At 35.6% G+C, this 20,162-nt stretch carries 14 protein-coding genes; all 14 read right to left on the reverse strand.

Translation table 11 applies throughout. The features are described from left to right. Positions 1–489: 489 nt before the first annotated feature. The 14 genes from Q4550_RS01310 to Q4550_RS01375 all read right to left on the reverse strand — a co-directional run bounded on the left by Q4550_RS01310 (position 490) and on the right by Q4550_RS01375 (position 20,159). On the reverse strand, positions 490–1,413 hold the full coding sequence (locus tag Q4550_RS01310; RefSeq protein WP_303529675.1) for a DUF4435 domain-containing protein: 924 nt from the start codon (positions 1,411–1,413) through the stop codon (positions 490–492). Further along, positions 1,414–2,736 carry an AAA family ATPase gene (locus Q4550_RS01315; RefSeq protein ID WP_303529678.1) on the reverse strand — a complete coding sequence of 441 codons (1,323 nt, stop codon included), beginning with the start codon at positions 2,734–2,736 and terminating at the stop codon, positions 1,414–1,416. A 192-nt stretch (positions 2,737–2,928) separates the two neighbouring features. Further along, entirely contained in the window at positions 2,929–3,489 is a 561-nt protein-coding gene (locus Q4550_RS01320; RefSeq protein ID WP_303529681.1) for a recombinase family protein, read from the reverse strand. A gap of 254 nt (positions 3,490–3,743) precedes the next feature. Beyond that, positions 3,744–4,184, reverse strand: a complete 441-nt coding sequence (locus tag Q4550_RS01325; RefSeq protein WP_303529683.1) for a hypothetical protein — start codon at positions 4,182–4,184, stop codon at positions 3,744–3,746. A gap of 1 nt (position 4,185) precedes the next feature. Beyond that, entirely contained in the window at positions 4,186–6,180 is a 1,995-nt protein-coding gene (locus Q4550_RS01330) for an AAA family ATPase (RefSeq protein WP_303529685.1), read from the reverse strand. Then, on the reverse strand, positions 6,177–6,362 hold the full coding sequence (locus tag Q4550_RS01335; RefSeq protein WP_303529688.1) for a hypothetical protein: 186 nt from the start codon (positions 6,360–6,362) through the stop codon (positions 6,177–6,179). The genes Q4550_RS01330 and Q4550_RS01335 overlap by 4 nt, the downstream gene beginning before the upstream one ends. After that, positions 6,352–10,473, reverse strand: a complete 4,122-nt coding sequence (locus Q4550_RS01340; protein ID WP_303529690.1) for a sigma factor-like helix-turn-helix DNA-binding protein — start codon at positions 10,471–10,473, stop codon at positions 6,352–6,354. The genes Q4550_RS01335 and Q4550_RS01340 overlap by 11 nt, the downstream gene beginning before the upstream one ends. A gap of 228 nt (positions 10,474–10,701) precedes the next feature. Then, a complete protein-coding gene (locus tag Q4550_RS01345; protein ID WP_303529692.1) occupies positions 10,702–13,311 on the reverse strand; it encodes a DEAD/DEAH box helicase in 2,610 nt (869 codons plus the stop codon). Beyond that, positions 13,256–14,527 carry a hypothetical protein gene (locus tag Q4550_RS01350; RefSeq protein WP_303529694.1) on the reverse strand — a complete coding sequence of 424 codons (1,272 nt, stop codon included), beginning with the start codon at positions 14,525–14,527 and terminating at the stop codon, positions 13,256–13,258. The genes Q4550_RS01345 and Q4550_RS01350 overlap by 56 nt, the downstream gene beginning before the upstream one ends. Continuing rightward, on the reverse strand, positions 14,527–15,198 hold the full coding sequence (locus tag Q4550_RS01355; protein WP_194220757.1) for an OmpA/MotB family protein: 672 nt from the start codon (positions 15,196–15,198) through the stop codon (positions 14,527–14,529). Before Q4550_RS01355 ends, Q4550_RS01350 begins: the two co-directional genes overlap by 1 nt. Next, positions 15,198–17,150, reverse strand: coding sequence for a MotA/TolQ/ExbB proton channel family protein (locus Q4550_RS01360; RefSeq protein WP_303529697.1), 1,953 nt, complete (start codon positions 17,148–17,150; stop codon positions 15,198–15,200). Before Q4550_RS01360 ends, Q4550_RS01355 begins: the two co-directional genes overlap by 1 nt. A 728-nt stretch (positions 17,151–17,878) precedes the next feature. Beyond that, positions 17,879–18,394 carry a CBO0543 family protein gene (locus Q4550_RS01365; RefSeq protein ID WP_303529699.1) on the reverse strand — a complete coding sequence of 172 codons (516 nt, stop codon included), beginning with the start codon at positions 18,392–18,394 and terminating at the stop codon, positions 17,879–17,881. Positions 18,395–18,492: 98 nt separating this feature from the next. After that, positions 18,493–19,269 carry an ABC transporter permease subunit gene (locus Q4550_RS01370; RefSeq protein WP_303529702.1) on the reverse strand — a complete coding sequence of 259 codons (777 nt, stop codon included), beginning with the start codon at positions 19,267–19,269 and terminating at the stop codon, positions 18,493–18,495. Next, the gene (locus Q4550_RS01375) at positions 19,266–20,159 is read right to left on the reverse strand and encodes an ABC transporter ATP-binding protein (protein WP_303529704.1); all 894 of its coding nucleotides are present in this window, start codon (positions 20,157–20,159) and stop codon (positions 19,266–19,268) included. The genes Q4550_RS01370 and Q4550_RS01375 overlap by 4 nt, the downstream gene beginning before the upstream one ends. Positions 20,160–20,162: the final 3 nt, after the last annotated feature.

The following is a 20,162-nucleotide window of genomic DNA, read 5'->3' on the forward strand; positions in this document are numbered from 1 at the left end:
TATGGGAATTATTTATAAATTTTAGTGCTCATTCACCTTCCCTTTGAAATAATATAAAATGATTCATGCCCCCACACTTCAAAGTGTGGGGGCATGCAGTTTGTACATTCTAATAGGAAAAATAAGTGAGACCTTTTTCTGTATGGATAACTTGATACTGAGATCTGTTGATATTCTCGTAAAATTGATATTATGCACGAAGTTGATTAATAGAAATAGAAAAAAATATTTAAATCTATTTTTTTTAAACACCAATTTCTGTTGAAATTGATGACAAGAATAAGTAAATCTTACATTACAAGAACTTTTTAATATTATGTTGTATAAGCGGACGCTTCCACCATTTAAATCATATTAAAGGAGATTCTTACGTAAAAGAAAAAAGCTGGCATAAAACCAGCTGCGTGAATGATAGTAGAATCGAGCCACTTAAAATATAAAGATCATATCTCATTATTGATAACCATATTATTCTTTATAACATATTTCTCAGACTTCTAAACGTAACTTATTATAAAGATGTTCGATATCTTCTTTAAACAATGTTTGATTATTCGATAATCCCCAATCGTATATTTTTTTAAAAAGTTCAGTGTCTATCCAAAACCTTGCTTCATAAGACATAATCAATGAATCCTCAATCGAATGAATATCATACAAAGACATGTTAGGACTTCTCAAAACTTTCTTTAATAAAAAGAATAAAATATTTGATAAATCATGACCATTCACTAAATGTAACAGATCATATTTATCATCGACGAGTTCCTTGACTTTTTCTTCAACTATTTTTGCATCAATAACTTTATCACTTCTATTTATAGAGTAATTATGAACGGTAGTGATTAATTGTTCATTCCCCTTAAAATCCAAAGTTCTATTATCAATAAAATCTTTGTATTTTAAAGGCTTCCCTTGTGGCTGTCTTGGTTTGAATGCTAAACCAAGCTTATAAATGTGATTGGCTAACTTCAAAAACCCAATTTGTTTAGCAAGATCTAGAATGATACCCCTTAGTTTTCTACCATCGAGAAATTTCTCAATTTTTTCGTTTGTAGTGTAAATATTTAAAGTTGTTTCCAATGCTGGTGACCCAAACATCATTACTTCAATATCATGAAAATCTGTTAAAAAAACATTTTCAGTGTTTACTTCATCACTTAATATTTTTGAGAAATCCGAATCAATTATTCCAATCTTTTCATTGAAATTACGAGCATTTAATAATTCAATTACTTCTCGAACTTTTTCTTTTCCCCCAACTTGTTTGATTTGAACGGTGTTTTCGATGTTAAAAAACTTAGAATAAAACTTGTAATCTTTCGTGCCTTCAACTACCAAATTAGTTCCTTTAAAAGTGGAGTCTTGCATAATTGCATTAGCAGTTCTATCAGCCGTCATATGCTCAAACATTTATTCCACCCCTTTTAATTCCACCCGCAAGTCCCAATTATTCGAAATAATATCTGGCGAGTGTGTAGCAATCAGGATGTCTAATTGGTTTAATTTATGGATTTCCTTTAAATCTGAAATGAATTTATTTTGCCAAGAAATATGCAAGGAAATTTCTGGTTCATCAATTAAAATCAATGAATTTGTAGAAGTATTAAAGATTAACTTATAAAATAGTATTAATTCGTTTTTTTCTCCTGAAGAAAGCTGGTCCAAAGGAATTGTTTCAAAAATACCATCTTTATCTTTTATAACAGTAGATTTAAACTGAAAACCATCATCTTTATTTACATGTAATTTCTTATGTTTAAAACGTGCATTAATAATTTTTAGAAATAATTTGATTTTTTTTGCTAGCTCATCAAATATTTCCAATTTTTCAAAACTATCTTTAACATATAGCATGAGAACATCTTTTACCACATTTTCAGGGTTATCTATCAACGATAAAGCTGAATTTTTTTCAGTTTCGACTAATCCCACTTCATCGAACAAACTTCGTTTATCTTCTAATTCTTTAAGCTTTTCGTTCAATTCATTTTCAGAAATATTTTGACTTCCAGTTTTTAACTGTTCAATTAATCTGTTTGGATATGTTCTATCTAACTTAGAGGATAATTCTGTGGATTCCGTTAACTTTTGCTTAATAAAATCTGTTAATTCTCCTGAATATTTCTTAACAGTTTCAATGTGTGTTCTATCAGGATATGCAAAATCATAAACCCTTTGAGTTTCAATTAATGAAACATTTAAGCTTTCTAACCTACTAATAAACCAACTAGGTGGATCTGATTCTTTAATAACATTAACAGTTGAATACTCAGCACCAAATTTTTCAATAACTTCTATAGAATTATAAATTTCCCTGTTAGACCTGTTTTCCCATCTATCAGCACCTAATCTTCTTAGTGAACCATGCATTCTTGCTAAATGTAAGGCTTCACGTCGAGCTCTTTCTGGACTGAATTCTTCAATATCTAAGGCGAATATTCCGTCAACGTTATTATTTTCCTTTACTAATAATGCGATTTCTTCTTCATCTTTGTGCTCCTTATAAACTTCCCAATAAAAGTCATCATCGAATTCAAACCTTAAGCATTCAAATTCAATATTTTTCAACCTGTAAATATCTCCCTTGAAAAAGGATTCAAGCATTTCTAATATTTTCGTTTTCCCTAATCCATTTTCTCCAATTATAATTGTAATTCCTCGTTCATTATTAAGTCTTATTTCGTGATCGAATATACCGAATAATTTAGTTACGGATATTTTTTTTAATTTCATATTAATCCCTTCCGAATATTCATTTGGAATTTAGACAATAAGTTGCTTTTACGTGAAATAATGTTGATAAAACTAAATTTATTAGTTTGGTTATATATGTAAAATTATAACACTAATAGCGCAGAAATTACTATTCGATATTTAAATGAAATTATCTATTTTTCTAAAATAAATTAGTATTTGGAGTTATCTTTAGAGATTCTTATTATTTAAATATCTATAAAAAGTCGCTCTACTCATCCCAGTGGCTTCTAATATCTCCTGGATACTATACTCCTTGCTATCATACATCCGAAAGGCCATATCCAACTTGGATTGGTCTTTTTTTGGTCGTCCTCCCTTTCGTCCTCGAGCTCTTGCAGCATCCAATCCAGATTTCGTTCGTTCTGAGATGATGTCACGTTCAAACTGAGCCAGCCCACTGAAGATCGTAAATACGAGTTTCCTCATCGCCGTCGTAGTATCGATGTTCTCATTGATTGAAACAAAGTTGATACCTTTCTCCTGAAAGTCATTGATCAAATCGACCAGGTGTTTCGTACTTCTCCCAATCCGGTCGAGCTTGTAGACGACAACTGTGTCCCCTTCTCGTAAATACTTCAACATTTCCGTAAACGCTGGACGGTCCTTTTTCGTTCCAGTAATTTTCTCTGAGTAGATGTTCTTCTCTTCTACTCCATATTTTTTTAATGCATCAAATTGCATATGTAAGTTTTGATCCTTCGTACTGACTCGAGCGTATCCAAATAACATATTGGTCTCCCCTTTTTGATCGGTGGTACTTCTATATTATCAAAAAGGTTAGTGTTAGTATATATTAGAACTTTGATTATGAGATGGTTTTTGATACTAGTTTTAGAGTAGTTTTGATTCGTTGGAAGTGAGTTTCTCGATTGTTATCAAAAACGAAGTTTATTTATAATATGCTTAATATTTTGATTACATTATAAATTTTATCTGGGACCAATTTCAATAATTCAAAACTGATCCCTTATCCCTTAATAAAACTAAAAAGGCACTTCTTCTTTCAAACTAACGAAATAACTAATAAGTTCCATCTGAATGTCTTCATCACTAGAACTGAAAAAGTATTCTTGATTTTGATCATTTTTAGCTACGTGATCATATAGTACATTTTGTAATAAATATGAAAGTCCTGTTTGTGCATATAGTTCCATTAGATTTGTCATTTCTTTATATGATCCCATAATTCCATTATCAGCATAATAAACCCCTTTTACTGCGTTCCAATCATTTTCTGTAAGAGTGACAGCTCTGCATAGCTCCTGTTTTTTAATAACTGGACTTTTAGCATTTAGACGTTTTCCTACAAAGGCACAGTACACAAAGAACTTACTATTTTGTTGGAAGAGTGATTTTCCAATATGATGGTATAGAGGGAAAAATTCATCTGAGACATATATTCTGAGTTGTCCAATCTCATCCATCTTATCTAGCCTCCATTCTTGACATATTAACTTCATTGATTGTTGTTACTCCAGCTTCTAAATTGTCCAGCTGATAATACTTTCCTATAGCGTCAGACTCATCGAAAAGAGCTTTTTCATTGCTACCAAACTCTCTATCAGTTACAAGGAGAATCCATTGGGAACAAATATTCGGGAGGTACTCAATGAGTTTCCGCTGGTGTATTTCAGATAGTCTACCAAAAGGTGTATCCATTAAAAGCGGCATTTCAAGTACAGAATCACCACCGGAAACCTGGGCTAGAGCTGTTATAAAGCTTAATGAGAGGACTTGTCTCTGACCTTGCGAAATATTCGCCAAAAAAGGTTGATCATAAGCATTGTATACTTCAATAGAATAATCTTTATGGATTTTTACATTCTTAATCATTGACTGTCCTGAACTATCAAGAAGGTATTGAAGGTTTTGCTGAGTAGTTCTCTCAAGTTCTTCAATCATTTCAATTTCAAATAGCCCAATTAAATTAGAAACGGATAATATAGAACGTTCCAATATTTCATTTTTCTTTAATAATTGTTCACGAATTCCACTTTGCCTTTGTAACTCTTTCAACCTATGTTTCATCACCTTCAAATTACTTTCAAGTTCTCCTTTTTGTGATTGAAAGTTTTTCGCATCAATTTCAATATTTGCAATTTCTTTTATCAGTTTCATTCGCTCATTATTGAGAGAATTCAAATGGCCTTCTTTTGAAGATGAGAGGTGCTTATTTAGCTCCTCCAACCTAATTTGGCTCTGATTTTGTTCATATTGAAGTTCTTTAATTTCAGCAACTGCATAATTAATTGCTTCAGTACGTCCACTCAAAAATGAAATTAGTGAACTAATACCCGAAAGAAGACCATGAGAAGAACGTGTAGATTCATATTTTTCAACTGAATTAGCAAGTATCTTTAACTCTTGATACTGACTACTTTTTTCATTTAGACTACTCCCACATATACATCGCATATCTTCGAGCAATTTATTTATAAGTTCAGAAGATATTCCAGATAAATCCTCTGAATCAAGTTCGCTTTTCAGTTTCGCTACCACAAGATGATAAGTATCTTCCCCCATTAACAACGGAAGATATTCATTGAATAGTTTCGTCTGTTCAATTTTTTCCTTAATTTTGCTCTGTCTTTTTTTTAGATTTTCTTCTAACAGATCGCGTTCCTGAAATAGTGTTTTCATCGACTCATATTCATTTAATTGCCTATCTATTTCCGACAACCTATTTTCCATTTCAAGAACTAGATGATTACTCTTCTCCTCATTTTGCTCTATCATTTCCAGCTCAATTTCTTTCTTTCCATACTCTAATAAAGTCTTTTTATATTCGCCTTTCGAATATTGAGCTAACTCCTTTTTTGATTTAGCCATTATATGTTTCAATACATCTCTAGATTTTAAGACTTCATCAATTTTTAACAAATTTTTAATTCCAGTTGATATTTCTTCTTTTTGTTGTCGAGCAACTCTTGTAAGTCTTTCAATTCTTTCTCCATCAAAGAAAAAATAATGTTTTACTCTCTCATCAACAATACGTTGCAATTGAAAAACGATGTCTTGTTGTTTGATCCATTCTTCTCCTGACTTTTTATTAATCAGCTTTTGATCTTTGGGTTGCTCTTTGATTTTATTATCAGTTTTTCCTGCGAAAAATGATCTTGTCATAGTAAATGGTTGTCCATCATGAACAAAATTAACTGTAACTATGCTTTCTACACCACTCGGTTGTTCTTTAAGAGCTTTTAAATTGGTCAATATTAACTCCGCCTCTTCTGAATCCTGAGCGAGTTTAACATCTCCGAACAAGGCAAACATAATTGCTCGATAAAGACTTGTTTTACCTCTACCGTTATCTCCAAGGATTACGGTCACTATCTGGCCTTCATCTGAATGTGCGAATTCAATTTTTTGAGTTCCATAGTACTGGCGAAAATGGGTCATTTCTAGAGATTGTATAATCAACCCTCTTCACCTTCTTGGTTTTTTAACTTACGATCTAACTTTCTCTCTATTTTTCTAGCGTGCGTTTCTATAGACAAATAATTGCCTTCTACTTGACGTATCGTATCAATGATTAGTTCATTTACAAGAGGGTCTTCTTCCTCAAGTAAAGAAGAAACACGAGCAATTAAGTTATTGTTCATAGTGCTGTTCACTCCAGTCTTTCAACATTATTTCATCACCGTCTATCTCAAAAGGTGCTAAATTTCTTTCCAAAGCTTCCTCCACTTCAAATAATAGTTTTCCATCACTTGAATATTTAATCTGATCAAGATACTTCTGAAAAACCTTTAATTTAGCTGAACCGCCAAATTTTTCTTTGAGAAGATATCCTATAAAATCAGTGTAAGTTAAAATAAACGAATTTTTTGGTGTGAGAATTGCGTCATAAGACCCAATCATATTCCATTGATTTGATTTTTTTAGCATATCTCCAAATAACTCTTCGTTCCAATCAATATCTCCCTCCATCCTTGGAAGGTACTGAGGAGCATATATTTCTTCTAGCAGTATATATTCTCGTTCTTTTATAGCAGATACATTTTGATAGAGTTGTCTTGCCGTGGTTAGCACCTTGTTTTCCATATCTTTTGTGTAGCCAATCGTGCTCGAATGTATATATTCCCCGTATTTTCCTCTTGTATAGTAAAGTATTTCTTTTGAATTCAGAAGTGTAAGGTCTAGGAAGCTATCATCTTCACCAAATATATCCAACATCCATTGGATAATCTCTTCTCTAGAAACAATTTCTTTTTTCTCTTCTATAAAATTCTCTATCAACCTTTGGGCAGATAAATGATCTTTTTTTGCATCAATTGAAAGAATATATGGATATCTAGGAAACCGTAGGAAATTATGTCCTAGATCTTTTAAAATGGCATAAAGTACGTTCTTTGTCTCTATACCTTTACTTTTGAGGAGCATTTCGTTTTCCTCGAAAAAAGAAGAAATTAATATAATAGGTGAAGCGTCTATTTTATTGACTATTTGATCGGTGATAAAATCTAAATCATTCGATGTGATAGATGAATAATTTGATAATAGAGTGTACTCAGCATGTCTAAACTGCACAAACTTTGGGTTTGTTGAAAGATTATGCTCTAATGTGAACTTTTTCCACCCTCGACCTTCAACAAAATGATTATAAAGTTTTTGGTAAGTTGTTCGTCCGCCATCGTTACTTATGAACTGCTCTATATATTCTGCGTTCATTTGTTTTTCTACCCCTGCAGGATAAATAGTTGGAAACGCTTGTAATGATAGTTGATCGTTACGTAATTGTCTCATTAACGAATATAATCCATATTCACTTATGATATTCTGTTCTAATGCCTGTTTCTTTAGCCTTTGATACAATTTCAATACATGTATAGGCCCATCTTCTTCAACCATCTGAAGAGCGACTTGCTGAGCATGTTTAATAAAACTTTCATTTTTCTTTACATAAGACTCGTGAATATACTTTCCACGATCCCATAATATGATTTTTTCTGAAAGGTCAAACCTAGTTGCAATTGAATAAAACGAGCGCTCCCCCTGAAACTGTCCTGGCATATAATCATTAGCTTTTGCAATAAGTTCTTCCTCTTGTTTATAAACCTCTACACCAGCAGGATATTGAAGCATAACCATCTCAACTACATCTTTTTTCTTTGTAGATTTTAATAGAGCCCGGTCGTGAGATAACCAATTAACTTCATTATTAGCAATGCGTTCTACATAGCTAATTGATAAATGTTTTTCTTCTGATACATTTTTGCAAAAGTTTAGTAGATCTTTTTTATTAATAACCTTCGAACTAAAATTAATCTCTAGATATTTCCTTATAGTAGCTTCTATACTTTCGAGTTGATCTTTATTTAACCGAGTAATATAAACTATATCCTTGTTCTTGATACATTCATAGCCTAGTCTCTCAATCCCTTTAGACATTATGTAATGTATAAAAGAGTCAAGATCCAAGTGACGAAATTCTAACAGTTGAATATTGTCAGGCTGGGTTTTAAAATAAACTTCAAGTATATCTTTTAATCGAATTGCAATCTTTTCGTCACCTTTAGCTAAGATCTGACGAATTCTTTCTCTAGTAACGCCTATTTGCTGACCAAGTTCTTCTAGCGTTAAATGTCGTTCCTCAAGACTTGCATTGAATTTTCTCTTCATTAACTCAACGTATCTAGATTGAATCTTTTCTTCTTTGGCTACCTTTTCATTTTTTATTATTAAGTCCAGCCAATCCTCCGCTGATTTAAATAAGTACAATAGATATTCTTCAGGGGATAACCTTTCCAACTCAATACGCTTTTTTTCTCGAAGTATTACATCAGGAAGTTTATCAGAAAGCCTCTTAACCTTTCCTTTTCCAAAGCCCTGTAGTTTTATTAGTTCTGTTAAGTCATTCGGTAGATCTAATAAGCAACAAATCCCATGTTCCTTTAACTTTTCTACTGCTTTCTCTGCCCCGGGATAATCATCCCCTTTAAGTTCTATGTGTTCTAACTCTTTAGAAACATGAATTACATTTGTGCTGTACCTTAAAATTTTATCACTTTGATTTTCACAACTATTTTTATCATTCATATCTTCAGCATGTAAGGTTTGAGGAATTTGATCTAAGAACTTAATAATTCTCTTTTCTCCAACACCTTTGAGTTTGGTAGAAAGGCCATCCAGAGGAAAATCAATATCTCTTAATCTTGAAATACCAAGCAATTTCAGTTCACTAACAAAATGTGAACAACCTTCAATTCCCAACATTTCAATTTCCTCATTAGCAACTTCCCATGAAACAGATATTTCATTTTCGAAGAATCTGATAATATGTTTCTCTGTATTAATTTCTTTTGATTTAGTTTCTATCGATTCAACATTTTTAGAGTGAAAAACCTTCTTCAACCATCCAATGTCTTCTGATTTAGTTAACCAAACAATGGATGAAACCAGCATATTGTTTAGTTCATTAAGGTATTTAATTTCTTTTTCTTTAAATTTTTCTACTATAGCGAAAGGCATGATATCTGTAAGTTCGATATTTTCCGAACCTTCAATCGTTACTTTTTCTTCAATAGATGTAGTTCTCACAGGCTGAAACGCTTCCATCTTCTCGTCAAAACGAAAACCGAGCCAGAATAAGTCATATATAACAGAGAAAAAATCTTCTTTGGACTCTTTATATAATAGTCTTAAAGCCTGCTCTGTTATATCTGGAAAATAGTAACAGCTATTTAAGGCTCTTAAAGAAGGGAGTTTACATTCCTCCAGTTTAATGTTTTGGAGATGAATTGGTACTTTCATTTGTCCAACTTGCTCCCAAAAAGTCTTAGGAACCCTCTTTACAATGACACTTATAGATGTTTGGCTCTTCTCTTCTTTATAATATTTATCACTTATTATTTTATCTTTTGCCACTTCATCATTTTCCTCAATATAATTTTTGTTTAAAAGAAACCAACCTGGCTCATAGTTCGTGGCTTTCCCTCCTTTATGAACAAAACGAAAATATATTTTGTAATCCTTTAAAGGGAAAACTTTCTCATTTAAGGACCAGTCACCGATCAACCATAGTGCCCCATTCTTATGACGATTATCAATATATTTTATTTCCTGGTCTTCCAAATACTCTAATAGTGAGAAAGAAGATTTATTTCTATCTTCCTTCTCATCTTGGGGCTCATTACTTGACTGAGAGATACTTTCTTTTTCTTTTTTTATATTGGCAAGTTCACGTTGAATCTCCTGTCGAATTTCATCAATCTCTTTCATTCTTTCATTTATTAGAGGTTTTACCATTTTTTCTAATTCTTTTTCAGATATGACCGTTTTATCTTCCTTATCTTGAATAGGCAACATATAAATTGGCGCATCAAATTCATAATTCACATAAACCTGCATGTACCAAACACTAATATCAAATAAATAACGGTGCGCCTTAAATCCATCTTCTGGTTGAGCAGACTTAATATCATGAGCAGCTTTGTTTCCTTTCTTTCGAAGCCACTCAAGTTTTACATATATCTCTTCTTCAATTGCATTCTGTTTATACAACTTGTAAATTCTTTCGGCATGCTTTAAAGGATATATATCTTCAATTCCTTCTTCTTTACTAATTATTTTCACTAAGTTCTCCGAATACAATCTAGCTTGAACAAGAACCGTTTGAGGATGTGAGAATAAAGATTTTTCAATCTCCTTGGTCAAAGTGCCTAAGTTTTCTGATATTTCACTTATAAAATCAAACAAGTATTGAACACTCAATTGCTTCCCCCATATCCATGTTTGTATAAAGTATGCTCCAACACATTAAATTCTGTATAGCAACTATTCTATCAAAAAAAATTGACAATTGTAAAAAAAAGGGTTTAATCCCCTTCTTAAAATAAATAGTGATGATGGCATTCTTAATAAAAATTTCAAAACTTATACAAATAAGGAGATGGCTCTCTACATTTATTCATTACCTGCAATCGTTTCGATTTGCCTTCTTCAAACTTTTAATTTTTTCACCACCATCTCCTGAACTTCCCTCATATCAAACGGAATGATCACATTCCCCGCCAACTCCCGCTTATTCTCCAACAGCTCATGCATCAGCTCTTCAACCGTTCCATTAGGAAAATTCTGCCCATCTTTTGTAATCACCTGATAAACAGACACGTCCTTCTCCTGACCAATACGATATGCCCGGTCCGTGGCCTGGTTCTCAACAGCTGGATTCCACCATCTAGTGTAGTGGATAACATGATTGGCGCTTGTGATTGTTAGTCCGACACCTGCAGCCTTCGGAGAGAGCAGCATGATCCCAAACCCTGGACGACTATTAAATTCTTTTACGACTCCTTGCCTGTTGGCCGTGTTTCCATCAATAATTGGAACAGACACTCCATACTTTTCCATAAAGAGACGTTTAAAGATGGAGTGAAGCTTACGAAACTCGGTGAAGATGAGAACTTTTTCATCTTTTTCTTTGATGCGATCAATAACGCTCATCACTTCCTTTACTTTTGGGACCTCGCTTGCTGGTAACGCTTCATACTCCGGAATAATGACTCCAGGGTGACCGTACAATTGCCTTAGTCTCATGAGCATATTCAATATTGCTATTTGTCCAGTCTCTTTCGTTTGAAGCATTGATTCTGAGATGGACTTCTGAATCTTTGAGGCTTCAACATAGATAGGATCCTTGATTTCTTTCTTTGGTAAGCGATCGCTGAAGATTCCTTCTTTTGTTCTTCTGAGATAGTACGGTTGGATCGCCTTGAGTAGTCCGTCGTAATCTGCTGCTTCGATGTATTGTTGCTTGAAATCCTTTAAGGAATTTAATTCGCCTGGTTGAACGAAGTCCATAATCGCCCACAGTTCTTCCAAACTATTTTCAACAGGTGTGCCCGTCATGGCGAGTCGGAATTCTGACTTCATTGCTCTGAGTGCACGTGATCGCTGGCTACTGTGAGACTTTACGTTCTGCGCCTCATCGCAAATGATCGATTGAAAGTTAATCTTACCAAATAGCAGTTGATCGATTTTAAGTGTGTCATAGGTTGTGAAGATAAGATCATAGCTACTAATATGGGCCGATGATTTGCTTCTTCCTGAGCCTTTATGGATATAAAGACTGCTTAGTAGATCAGGGGCAAACTTTCGTATTTCCTCAATCCAGTTTTCCATTAGGGCAACAGGTAACACGAGTAGAGTTGGAGAATGCTTTCCCTGATTTTTCTGATGTAGTAGAAAAGTGATTACCTGCATCGTTTTTCCTAATCCCATATCATCAGCTAATAAACCACCTCTGCTTCTCTCTTCAAGATGACAAAGCCATTGAAAACCTTCAACTTGATGATCAAATAAGTCAGCTTTCAATGTTTGAGGTATCGGATATTCTTGAACCTGTTCGGTGTCATTCGCTTCTAACCGATATTCAAGATCAGCTTCATTGTCTTTAATATCTAAAGTGAAATTCTTCTTGAGAGATTGATCTTCCTCAACAACTTCCTCAAGTAAATTTTTGCGCATTTGCGGATCAAGATAAATCCACTTGTTTTCGTGTTGAATGTACTGCTCGTTAGGATGCTGCTCCATTAGCGTTCTTAGAAAATCTTCATCATATGCCACTTGCTGATCTGCTTCAGGATCAAACCATTGAATCCCGCTGTCCCCCTGAGAATATGGGCGAACTTTTTCAATTGGAATAATTCCTCTTACTCGTTCAGAAAAGGCTTCAAGATCAAATTCATAATCGTGTTCAGGTAACACGGCAAGCGGGTTTTCAAAAAAAAGTGGTACCTCTTCCCCAGTAATGTGTCGCTTTTTTGAAAGTTGAATGATGTCACGGCTGATTTTTTCCGTTCGCACGAAACGATCTCGTTTGTTACTCGTTTTGTACGTTGTTACTGGAGAAGGCGAGCCAAGCACGGTCGTTTCGGCCGGAGTGCTTCCAACGGGTTGTAACTCGATGTGATTCGGCGAATGGACTTTCATTTCAAGGTCATAAGAATCGACTACATGATAAGACTCGTTCTCTAAAAAATCCTCCTGATCGATGTGTGCTTCATTCGCAAGCTTCTGACAGACGCCTATCTTCTGGTAGCCTGTTTCATACTCTGCTTCGATAGCTTTTTGAAGCTCGTAAACTTTCCCAGGCAAAAGAAATAGCTGCTGATTAATCACGGCTATTGCTCCATTACGTCTTCCAATTCGATCAATCGTTTGAGCGTTTTCATTTTTTAACACAAGCTTAAGATTCGCTTGTTCCGGAAGAGAATCTAACTTTAATTCTCCATGAACGTTCATTTCTTGAACAGGTAACTGGAGCTGTTCTAGTAACTCCACTCCAGTTTCTTCTTCTAATAGTTGATAGTAGTCTTCATAACTTAATCTAGAGTCAGTTAATAATCCTGCATCGTGAAGCTCTTCCCAGGACACATATGCTTGAAATCCCGGTAGTTTGTAGTAGTTTTCAATTTCTTCTTTTGAGAGAGGTAGTGATAGTTCTTGTGAATCTTTACCTGATACTAGTTCAATGCCTATATCAATTCCATCATTATGAGGTATGCGTTTCACCTGCATCGAGTGCTGCTTTTTCTTTCGAAAGAACATCCTTGTCCACCTCCCACTTCAACCTATATTTTAGCCAATAATCAAATTTATACTGCCAATCCCCACTATGAATCAACCACCCACCTTCAACTGTGAGGGATTTCTCCATAAGCTCATGTCTTTTCAGTTCTTTAGGTTGATGCCCTCTTGGATACGTTTTTTCCTTATCCGCTAAATACTTATCAACCTTTTTCTGAAAGTAGTTATTGAATGTACGATTGTTATAAACATAAACGGCCCCTGTTCCCAACACTTCCATAACGACTACGTCAGAGAAATACATTATTAATGTTCTTTTCTCATCAGTTACCACTACATCCTCTAACTTGAAAAGAAACTTCTCCCAGTACCGATATCGTTCATGACTTTTATCAACCTGTTCAAAGAAGTCTTTTACCTCAAGTCGAATAATCCATTGAGAGAACCGCTTCTTTTCTTCTTCACCCACGTATTTCCACAGCATTGGTTTTCTACGATAAATCTTTAACTTTTCATAAATTAGCTTACCAAGATCCTCAACCCTATTGAGATTACATTTCTTAATTAAGCTATCAGCCATTTCTTGCTGTTCTAAATTAGTTGCATCAGAAAAATACTTTTTATATAGCACCCTCTCTTTAATGAAGAAATCCTCATCCGCTATCTTAAGCACATCAAGCAAAACATACTTAAATAGCGGCATATTCTCAGTTAAATAGTAAGTACTTAACTCCTCGATAAATCCATTATCACTCTTGTATCCTTCTTCAGCTAAATAAGATACCGGCTCATCTGCTTGAAGAAACCTTTCCCACTTGTCGGACTGCTCTGGTTCCATCCTTCTTTCAATCCGCTCCGAATACGCCACTTGAGAACTTCGAACCAGTTCCCATAGAGCATCAACGTCACACGTTTGATAAAGCACATCCACCAACGTACGAAACATCCGTCTCTCTTCAGGTATGCTTGATTTGATAGCATGGAGCAAGAAGCTTTTTTGTTTTGCTTCTAGGTTCTGATCGTACAGGTATGGAACAAGATTCCTTTGTCGTTTACTTAACGATTTCATCCACGTTGATGACTTTTGAAAATAGGGAAGGCTTAGAAATTCTTGCTTCAAACCTTCCAACTTACTCTGATATTTTGCCCCTGACAAATCATCATTCATCTTGATCCGAAATTCTCGGTTATCCCTCGCCCAGTTGTTGAGGAGATGAAATTCATAGACATATTTCATTATTTATCAACCAGCTTTTCGATTTCTTTGATCGCCTCGTCATCCTTCAGTCGGAATAAGAACTCAACCCTTCTTGATCGATCAGGATCATACTTCCCTTTACTGTCGTTCAAAGGCTGACTAAAGCTTCGCCCATTTCCAGTTACAATAGACTGTGCAAGTTCTCTCTGTTTAAAATCTCCCATTTCATCGCTGTATACATACTCGAGTACTGAGAGCGCTCTGCTCTGAGATAGCTGCATGTTATACATATAGTCGCCTTTTTTATCCGTGTGACCTTCGATAATAATCGATGAGATATCGTCTTTAAATTGATCTTGTAGTAGTATCCCAAAATACTTCGGTACAAAATCTCTTAAGAATTTCTCGCCTTTTGGTGATAGATCAGCAGAGTTTGATTCATATAAAATGCTACCCGGAAAGCGAATCGCTCCAGTTTGCTGATCAATTTCTATTTCTAAATTTGATTCTTCGAAGGCATCTGTCAGTGCTTCGATAATTTCGGTCTTCACACTCACAACTTCTTCGATTTGTTTTTCCTTTGCCTCTAACAATTCACGGTAATCCAGAATCACTAGAGTTAAGAGAAGGGCAAAGATCATGAGCATCGCACTCATCAAATCCGCATATGACATCCAGTAGTTGACTTCTTCTCGCTTGCGGTACTTCATTAGCTAGTCACTTTACGATTCGTTTGATTGATTTGTTCACTAAGATCTTCAAGTCCTTCTACTAACTCCTGTTGTAGGTCACTGTACTGATTAATCATATTGCTAACCGTATTGACTGCTTTCGTCATCGTTTCATCAAGATGGTGGAATGTTTTACTCAAGCCATTATCGACATTTTCACTAAAACCTTTTACAGATGTATCAAGGATATCGCGCGTATCTTTGAAACTACTTTCCGTTACACTCCAATGAGTTTGCAAGGAGCTAATTTGATCTTCCATCTTTTCCATGTACATTCTTGTATCTGCTAGTGCTGAAGTAATTGTCGTATTCGTATCTTTCCGTAAATCAATCATTTCAGGTAGAAGTTGCGATTGTATTTGTTGTGTTTCACTCAGTTTCCCACGAAGGTCATCGAGATTTGTCATAACACTTCTAAGTTCAGGAGCAAGTGGAACAAGCGTAGAGACGATTTCTCTTACATTTTGGAGAAGAGATTCCGATTCACTGATCGTTTTAATTTGGGTTGAAAGTGATTCATTGAATTTCTCGGTCATATCCCGATAAGTTGTTGACATTTTGGACGTGAAGGAGATTACTTCATTAAGCAATTCATTGTGACGTCCTTCTATATTTTCGTTGAACGATTCAAAGCCAGCTGAAATGGTTTCATATTTTTCCGCAAGGTGCTGATTACTTCTCATCACATCCTGTTGAATTGGAAGCTGTTGTTCTGATAACTTTTGAACACTACTAATCGTATCTCCTAATTCATTCATAAATGAAGAAGTGTCTTTATAGCTACTACGCATTGATTCCAGTTCTTCAGTCATGCTATGAAATTGACTCAGCATCCGCTCTGTTTGTTGTGAGGTACTTGCTTGCCTTTCCTCTGATTCAGCTATGTTATGTACCACTTTATTGATGGTCCCCATCATTTCCTGCTGCATCTGTTGTGTCTCACTTATGAGCGTACTGAACTGATTGATCGACTGCTCTGTTCCACCTGTAATTTGGTCTACTAGATGGTTAGTCATATCATTACTGTTTTGTTGTGTGTATTGGAACTGTGTTTCTAATAGTTTTGTTTGATTTTCTATACCAGACTGAAAACCACTAAATTGCTCTGAAAGATTATTAAATGCGTCTGTCACCTGTCCATTTGAAGACTGCATTTGATTCATTACAGGATGCATTACTTTTTCTAGCGCATCTGTTAAAAGTGTTTTCAGATGGTCCGCCTGGTTACGTGAAATCTTCTCTAACCGATTAAGGAAAAGTTCTTCATCATCTGTATTGAGAAGGAAGTCAAGTTTTTCGGCATGCCAGTCAATATGGCTTTCAAGACGACTACTAATTCCTTTATCATAAAACGTCCATAGGAGTGATAAGAGTACACCAAATACTGAGGTATAAAAAGCCACTTTCATCCCTGATAACAAGCCATCTATTCCTGTACGCAGTGCATCAGTATCTCCAACATTTAAATCAGCCAACCCAACAGATAAACCGATAAATGTTCCAAGGACTCCAAGACTAACGCTTGTTCCAGCTCCACTTTCTAAAATGGAACGGTAACCGAGATGATGCATGAGAACATCAAAACTAAAGAACGGTTCTACCCGGATTCTTTCATCCTCGCCTTTTTGTGAGGAACGCCTAAAATAACGATCCCATTGTTGTTTATACTTCGATTTAGGTAAAATCATAAATGCGTCCTGTAGTTCCTGATCAACGTTTGATGCTTTCTCTCGATCTATAGTGGATGGATTAATGCCTTCGAGCTTTGGTTTTAAACGTCGCATAATCCCTATTTCTTTCGCTATCTTTATGGCAGTAAAAGCAATCATCCCTAGGAAAAGGATAAACTGGAATGCGAGATAGTATCCCGTGAATCCTTCCACACCTAAATTTTGAATAAATTTAAAAAATCTCTCAAAAACCTGATACAAATTAACCACCCTTTAAAATATAATCTTGCTAAAATAATAATATAGTAACAAATATCTTACAAAACATGTAATAAGTCTATTAATAGAATAACAGCGTTTTCCTGAATTGGATATTATTATTTATGACAAAAGTCATACTCTGACAAAAGGAAAACTCCCTAAAGTAGTAAGGGAGTTTTCCTATATTAATAAACCAATAACTTCCATAGGGTTTATGTTTATATTTAATTGTACTTTCAATTGAGCTAATTCATTTTGAAGTAATGAATTTTGAATCATTAATATTGATCATTCACCTTCATACCGCTTAACTAACTCAGTGATTTCAGTACTCACTGTGGCGACAACTTTCTCTTTGGTGACCACTTCTCTAGCCCTAGGATGTCCTTCCCTAACTAATAACGACACTCCTTATTTAATACAATAGTCATAATATATTTCTTCTCTTATTTTCTTAATCGGTACAGAAAGATCTAATGTTTAGTACTAAAATAAAAATAAACTACTCTTATTATGAGATCTAGGAGACAGTTAAAAACAAAAAACAGGACATCGAACCTCCCTCGACATCCTGCAAAAGTTTAATCCCCTCATCATTCTTCATCCTTATTCACTTTCTTCCTACGCAAATAAATCCACATGGCACTATACGTTATCAGCGCCAATATCAAAAAGACGGGTACAGATAGAACATCACGGATCATCATAATGGCTGCTCCACTCCTTAATTATTTTAGACTGTCCAATGGGACGGGGAAAAATAAATAGAAAAGGATGGCGATGGGGATGGAGATGATGAGTGCTTTTACCGGACTTCGATAATGGAGATAAATCATCACGAACAGGATGATATTTAAGGGAATGTTTAACCAACCGTTCCAGCCGTTATCATAGACGTACAAGCCTTTATAGGCGAAGATCGTCTCAAGCACCGTGTAGAATCCTGCCCATATGGCGATGTAACTGAATTGATTGATCCTTTTCTTTGGAAAGCGCTGCAGGTAGATGATGAGACCAACGGGACAGATAAAGAAAGTGAAGGCCATGTTAATAATCGAATGATTGATCCATTCTGCCGTAACTCCTCTGAACGCCCATAGTGTGTGATTGTAATAGAGGAAGTTATATGTAAGATTGACCACTATGAAAAAGAGAATGGTAGCATACTGCTTTCTCCACTGTGTCCAGTCGATAAATTTATAAGCAAAAAAGATCCAAACGACCATCACGAATAATAAATACATAAAGCCACCTCAATCGGATTAAGTCGTTTCATTATTGACGCCGCTTGGATCATTTATACGTTAGTCGTAGGGAATTCGCGGGTGCCTGTCACCCGCTATTAATAATGCCTATACCTCTTCAGCACCATAACACCTGCAATAAACAATAAGAGCGATAAGATCGTCGTGCTACCGATGACGACCCAGGCTGACTCGGTCCACTGCTGCTCGACTAAAACCTTCATCGCTTCTCCTCGTATGTTTCCTGGACTCCATTCCATAAATTTCGGAAGTAGTGACGTTAGCAGGCTGAGCAGCGAAAGAAAGAGAATACTAACGCCGGCTATTCCTCCATTATGCTGGAGAATTGTTCCGACAAAAATGGTAACAGAGACGACAAAGAGAACCCAAAAGGAGTAAATGACGAGGCTACTCATCATGAGCTTCCAGTCTACTGAAGTAAATAATAAATTCGTATAATACCATGTGAGGCAGTAGCTTAATAGAAGTGAGAAAAGCAATAGGGCAAGCTGGGCCACAGTCTTACTGCCTAAGTATTGCCACTCGTTAACGGGTCTCACCATAACAAGCGTAATGGAACCGTTTTGCCGCTCCTGAGCGATCACATTCATGGTTGCGAGAACGAACAGAAGGGTACCGATCGTGCCATATTGAGACAGGGCGCCGCTCAATACTTCTTCACCCGTAGGTGTCGGGATCGTGATACTAGCTCCTTCTGGTAGGTTGCCGGCCATATCAAGAATTTGTGGCATATAGTAACTAGTTAGAGGTTGCGAGATGCCGATGATCATCAGTACGACAGGAAGCCAAATCCATTTGCCATTCCGTATTAGCTCGAGAATTTCTTTGTGTAATAGCGTTAGAAATCGATTCATTGTCTCACAACCTTCATATAAGCATCTTCTAATGAATCATGCATCATTTCAAAATGAGTGACTGCTTTATTCCGGTTAATGAGCTCCTGTAACAGCTCATTTGGAAGAACATGCGCATGAAGTCTTATTTTCACAGTTTTAGGATCAATGTATTCATAAGCTTCGATGATCTCAAGCTGTTCGATGATTCCGTTCATCAGCTCTTCGGTTTGTAATTTAATTGGCAATAAATCAAATTCTTTACGCAAAGAAGGTAATGATCCTTTCCATTTTAAGCAGCCATCTTGCAGAATAAGAACTTCATCGCAAATTTGCTGGGCATCGTGCAAGATATGAGTCGAAAATAAAATCGTCATGTTCTGTTTCAGTACTTCTATCAGTTGTAAAAAGTCTCGTCTTCCTTTTGGATCGAGCGCAGATACCGGTTCGTCTAGAATGAGAAGCTTCGGTTTGTGAAGCAACGCCTGCGCTAATCCGAGGCGCTGTTTCATTCCACCTGAGAAGCCACCGATTTTTGTAGTCGTTGCCTCTTCTAAGCTGACGAACGCTAGCACCTCCACTACGCGATCATGAAGCTCTGCCTTTGGTATCGACGATAGCTTACCGGCGAAAGAAAGAAATTCTTTGGCTGTCATCCAATTAAAAAAGGATGGATGCTGAGGTAAGAAGCCAATCAATGGCCGATAGTCTTTGTTCGGATATCCGTTAAATTGGATGGATCCCGAGTCAGGTGTGAGCATTCGAGCTAACATTTGCAGCGTCGTTGTTTTACCCGCTCCATTAGGACCTAATAGGGCCATGCAACTTCCCTCTTGAATGGTGAAGGAGAGATTCGAGACAGCTTTTTTACCTTTAAACTGTTTCGATAGATTGTCGATTTTAACAAGCATGAT

The organism is Anaerobacillus sp. 1_MG-2023 (genome assembly GCF_030547345.1).
Taxonomy (GTDB): domain Bacteria; phylum Bacillota; class Bacilli; order Bacillales; family Guptibacillaceae; genus Guptibacillus; species Guptibacillus hwajinpoensis_B.

Excerpts from the sequence above, each read along its gene's own strand:
- Q4550_RS01310 (WP_303529675.1), bottom strand. The coding sequence starts at position 1,413 with ATGTTTGAGCATATGACGGCTGATAGAACTGCTAATGCAATTATGCAA.
- Q4550_RS01315 (WP_303529678.1), bottom strand. The coding sequence starts at position 2,736 with ATGAAATTAAAAAAAATATCCGTAACTAAATTATTCGGTATATTCGAT.
- Q4550_RS01320 (WP_303529681.1), bottom strand. The coding sequence starts at position 3,489 with ATGTTATTTGGATACGCTCGAGTCAGTACGAAGGATCAAAACTTACAT.
- Q4550_RS01325 (WP_303529683.1), bottom strand. The coding sequence starts at position 4,184 with ATGGATGAGATTGGACAACTCAGAATATATGTCTCAGATGAATTTTTC.
- Q4550_RS01335 (WP_303529688.1), bottom strand. The coding sequence starts at position 6,362 with ATGAACAATAACTTAATTGCTCGTGTTTCTTCTTTACTTGAGGAAGAA.
- Q4550_RS01345 (WP_303529692.1), bottom strand. The coding sequence starts at position 13,311 with ATGTTCTTTCGAAAGAAAAAGCAGCACTCGATGCAGGTGAAACGCATA.
- Q4550_RS01350 (WP_303529694.1), bottom strand. The coding sequence starts at position 14,527 with ATGAAATATGTCTATGAATTTCATCTCCTCAACAACTGGGCGAGGGAT.
- Q4550_RS01355 (WP_194220757.1), bottom strand. The coding sequence starts at position 15,198 with ATGAAGTACCGCAAGCGAGAAGAAGTCAACTACTGGATGTCATATGCG.
- Q4550_RS01365 (WP_303529699.1), bottom strand. The coding sequence starts at position 18,394 with ATGTATTTATTATTCGTGATGGTCGTTTGGATCTTTTTTGCTTATAAA.
- Q4550_RS01370 (WP_303529702.1), bottom strand. The coding sequence starts at position 19,269 with ATGAATCGATTTCTAACGCTATTACACAAAGAAATTCTCGAGCTAATA.
- Q4550_RS01375 (WP_303529704.1), bottom strand. The coding sequence starts at position 20,159 with ATGCTTGTTAAAATCGACAATCTATCGAAACAGTTTAAAGGTAAAAAA.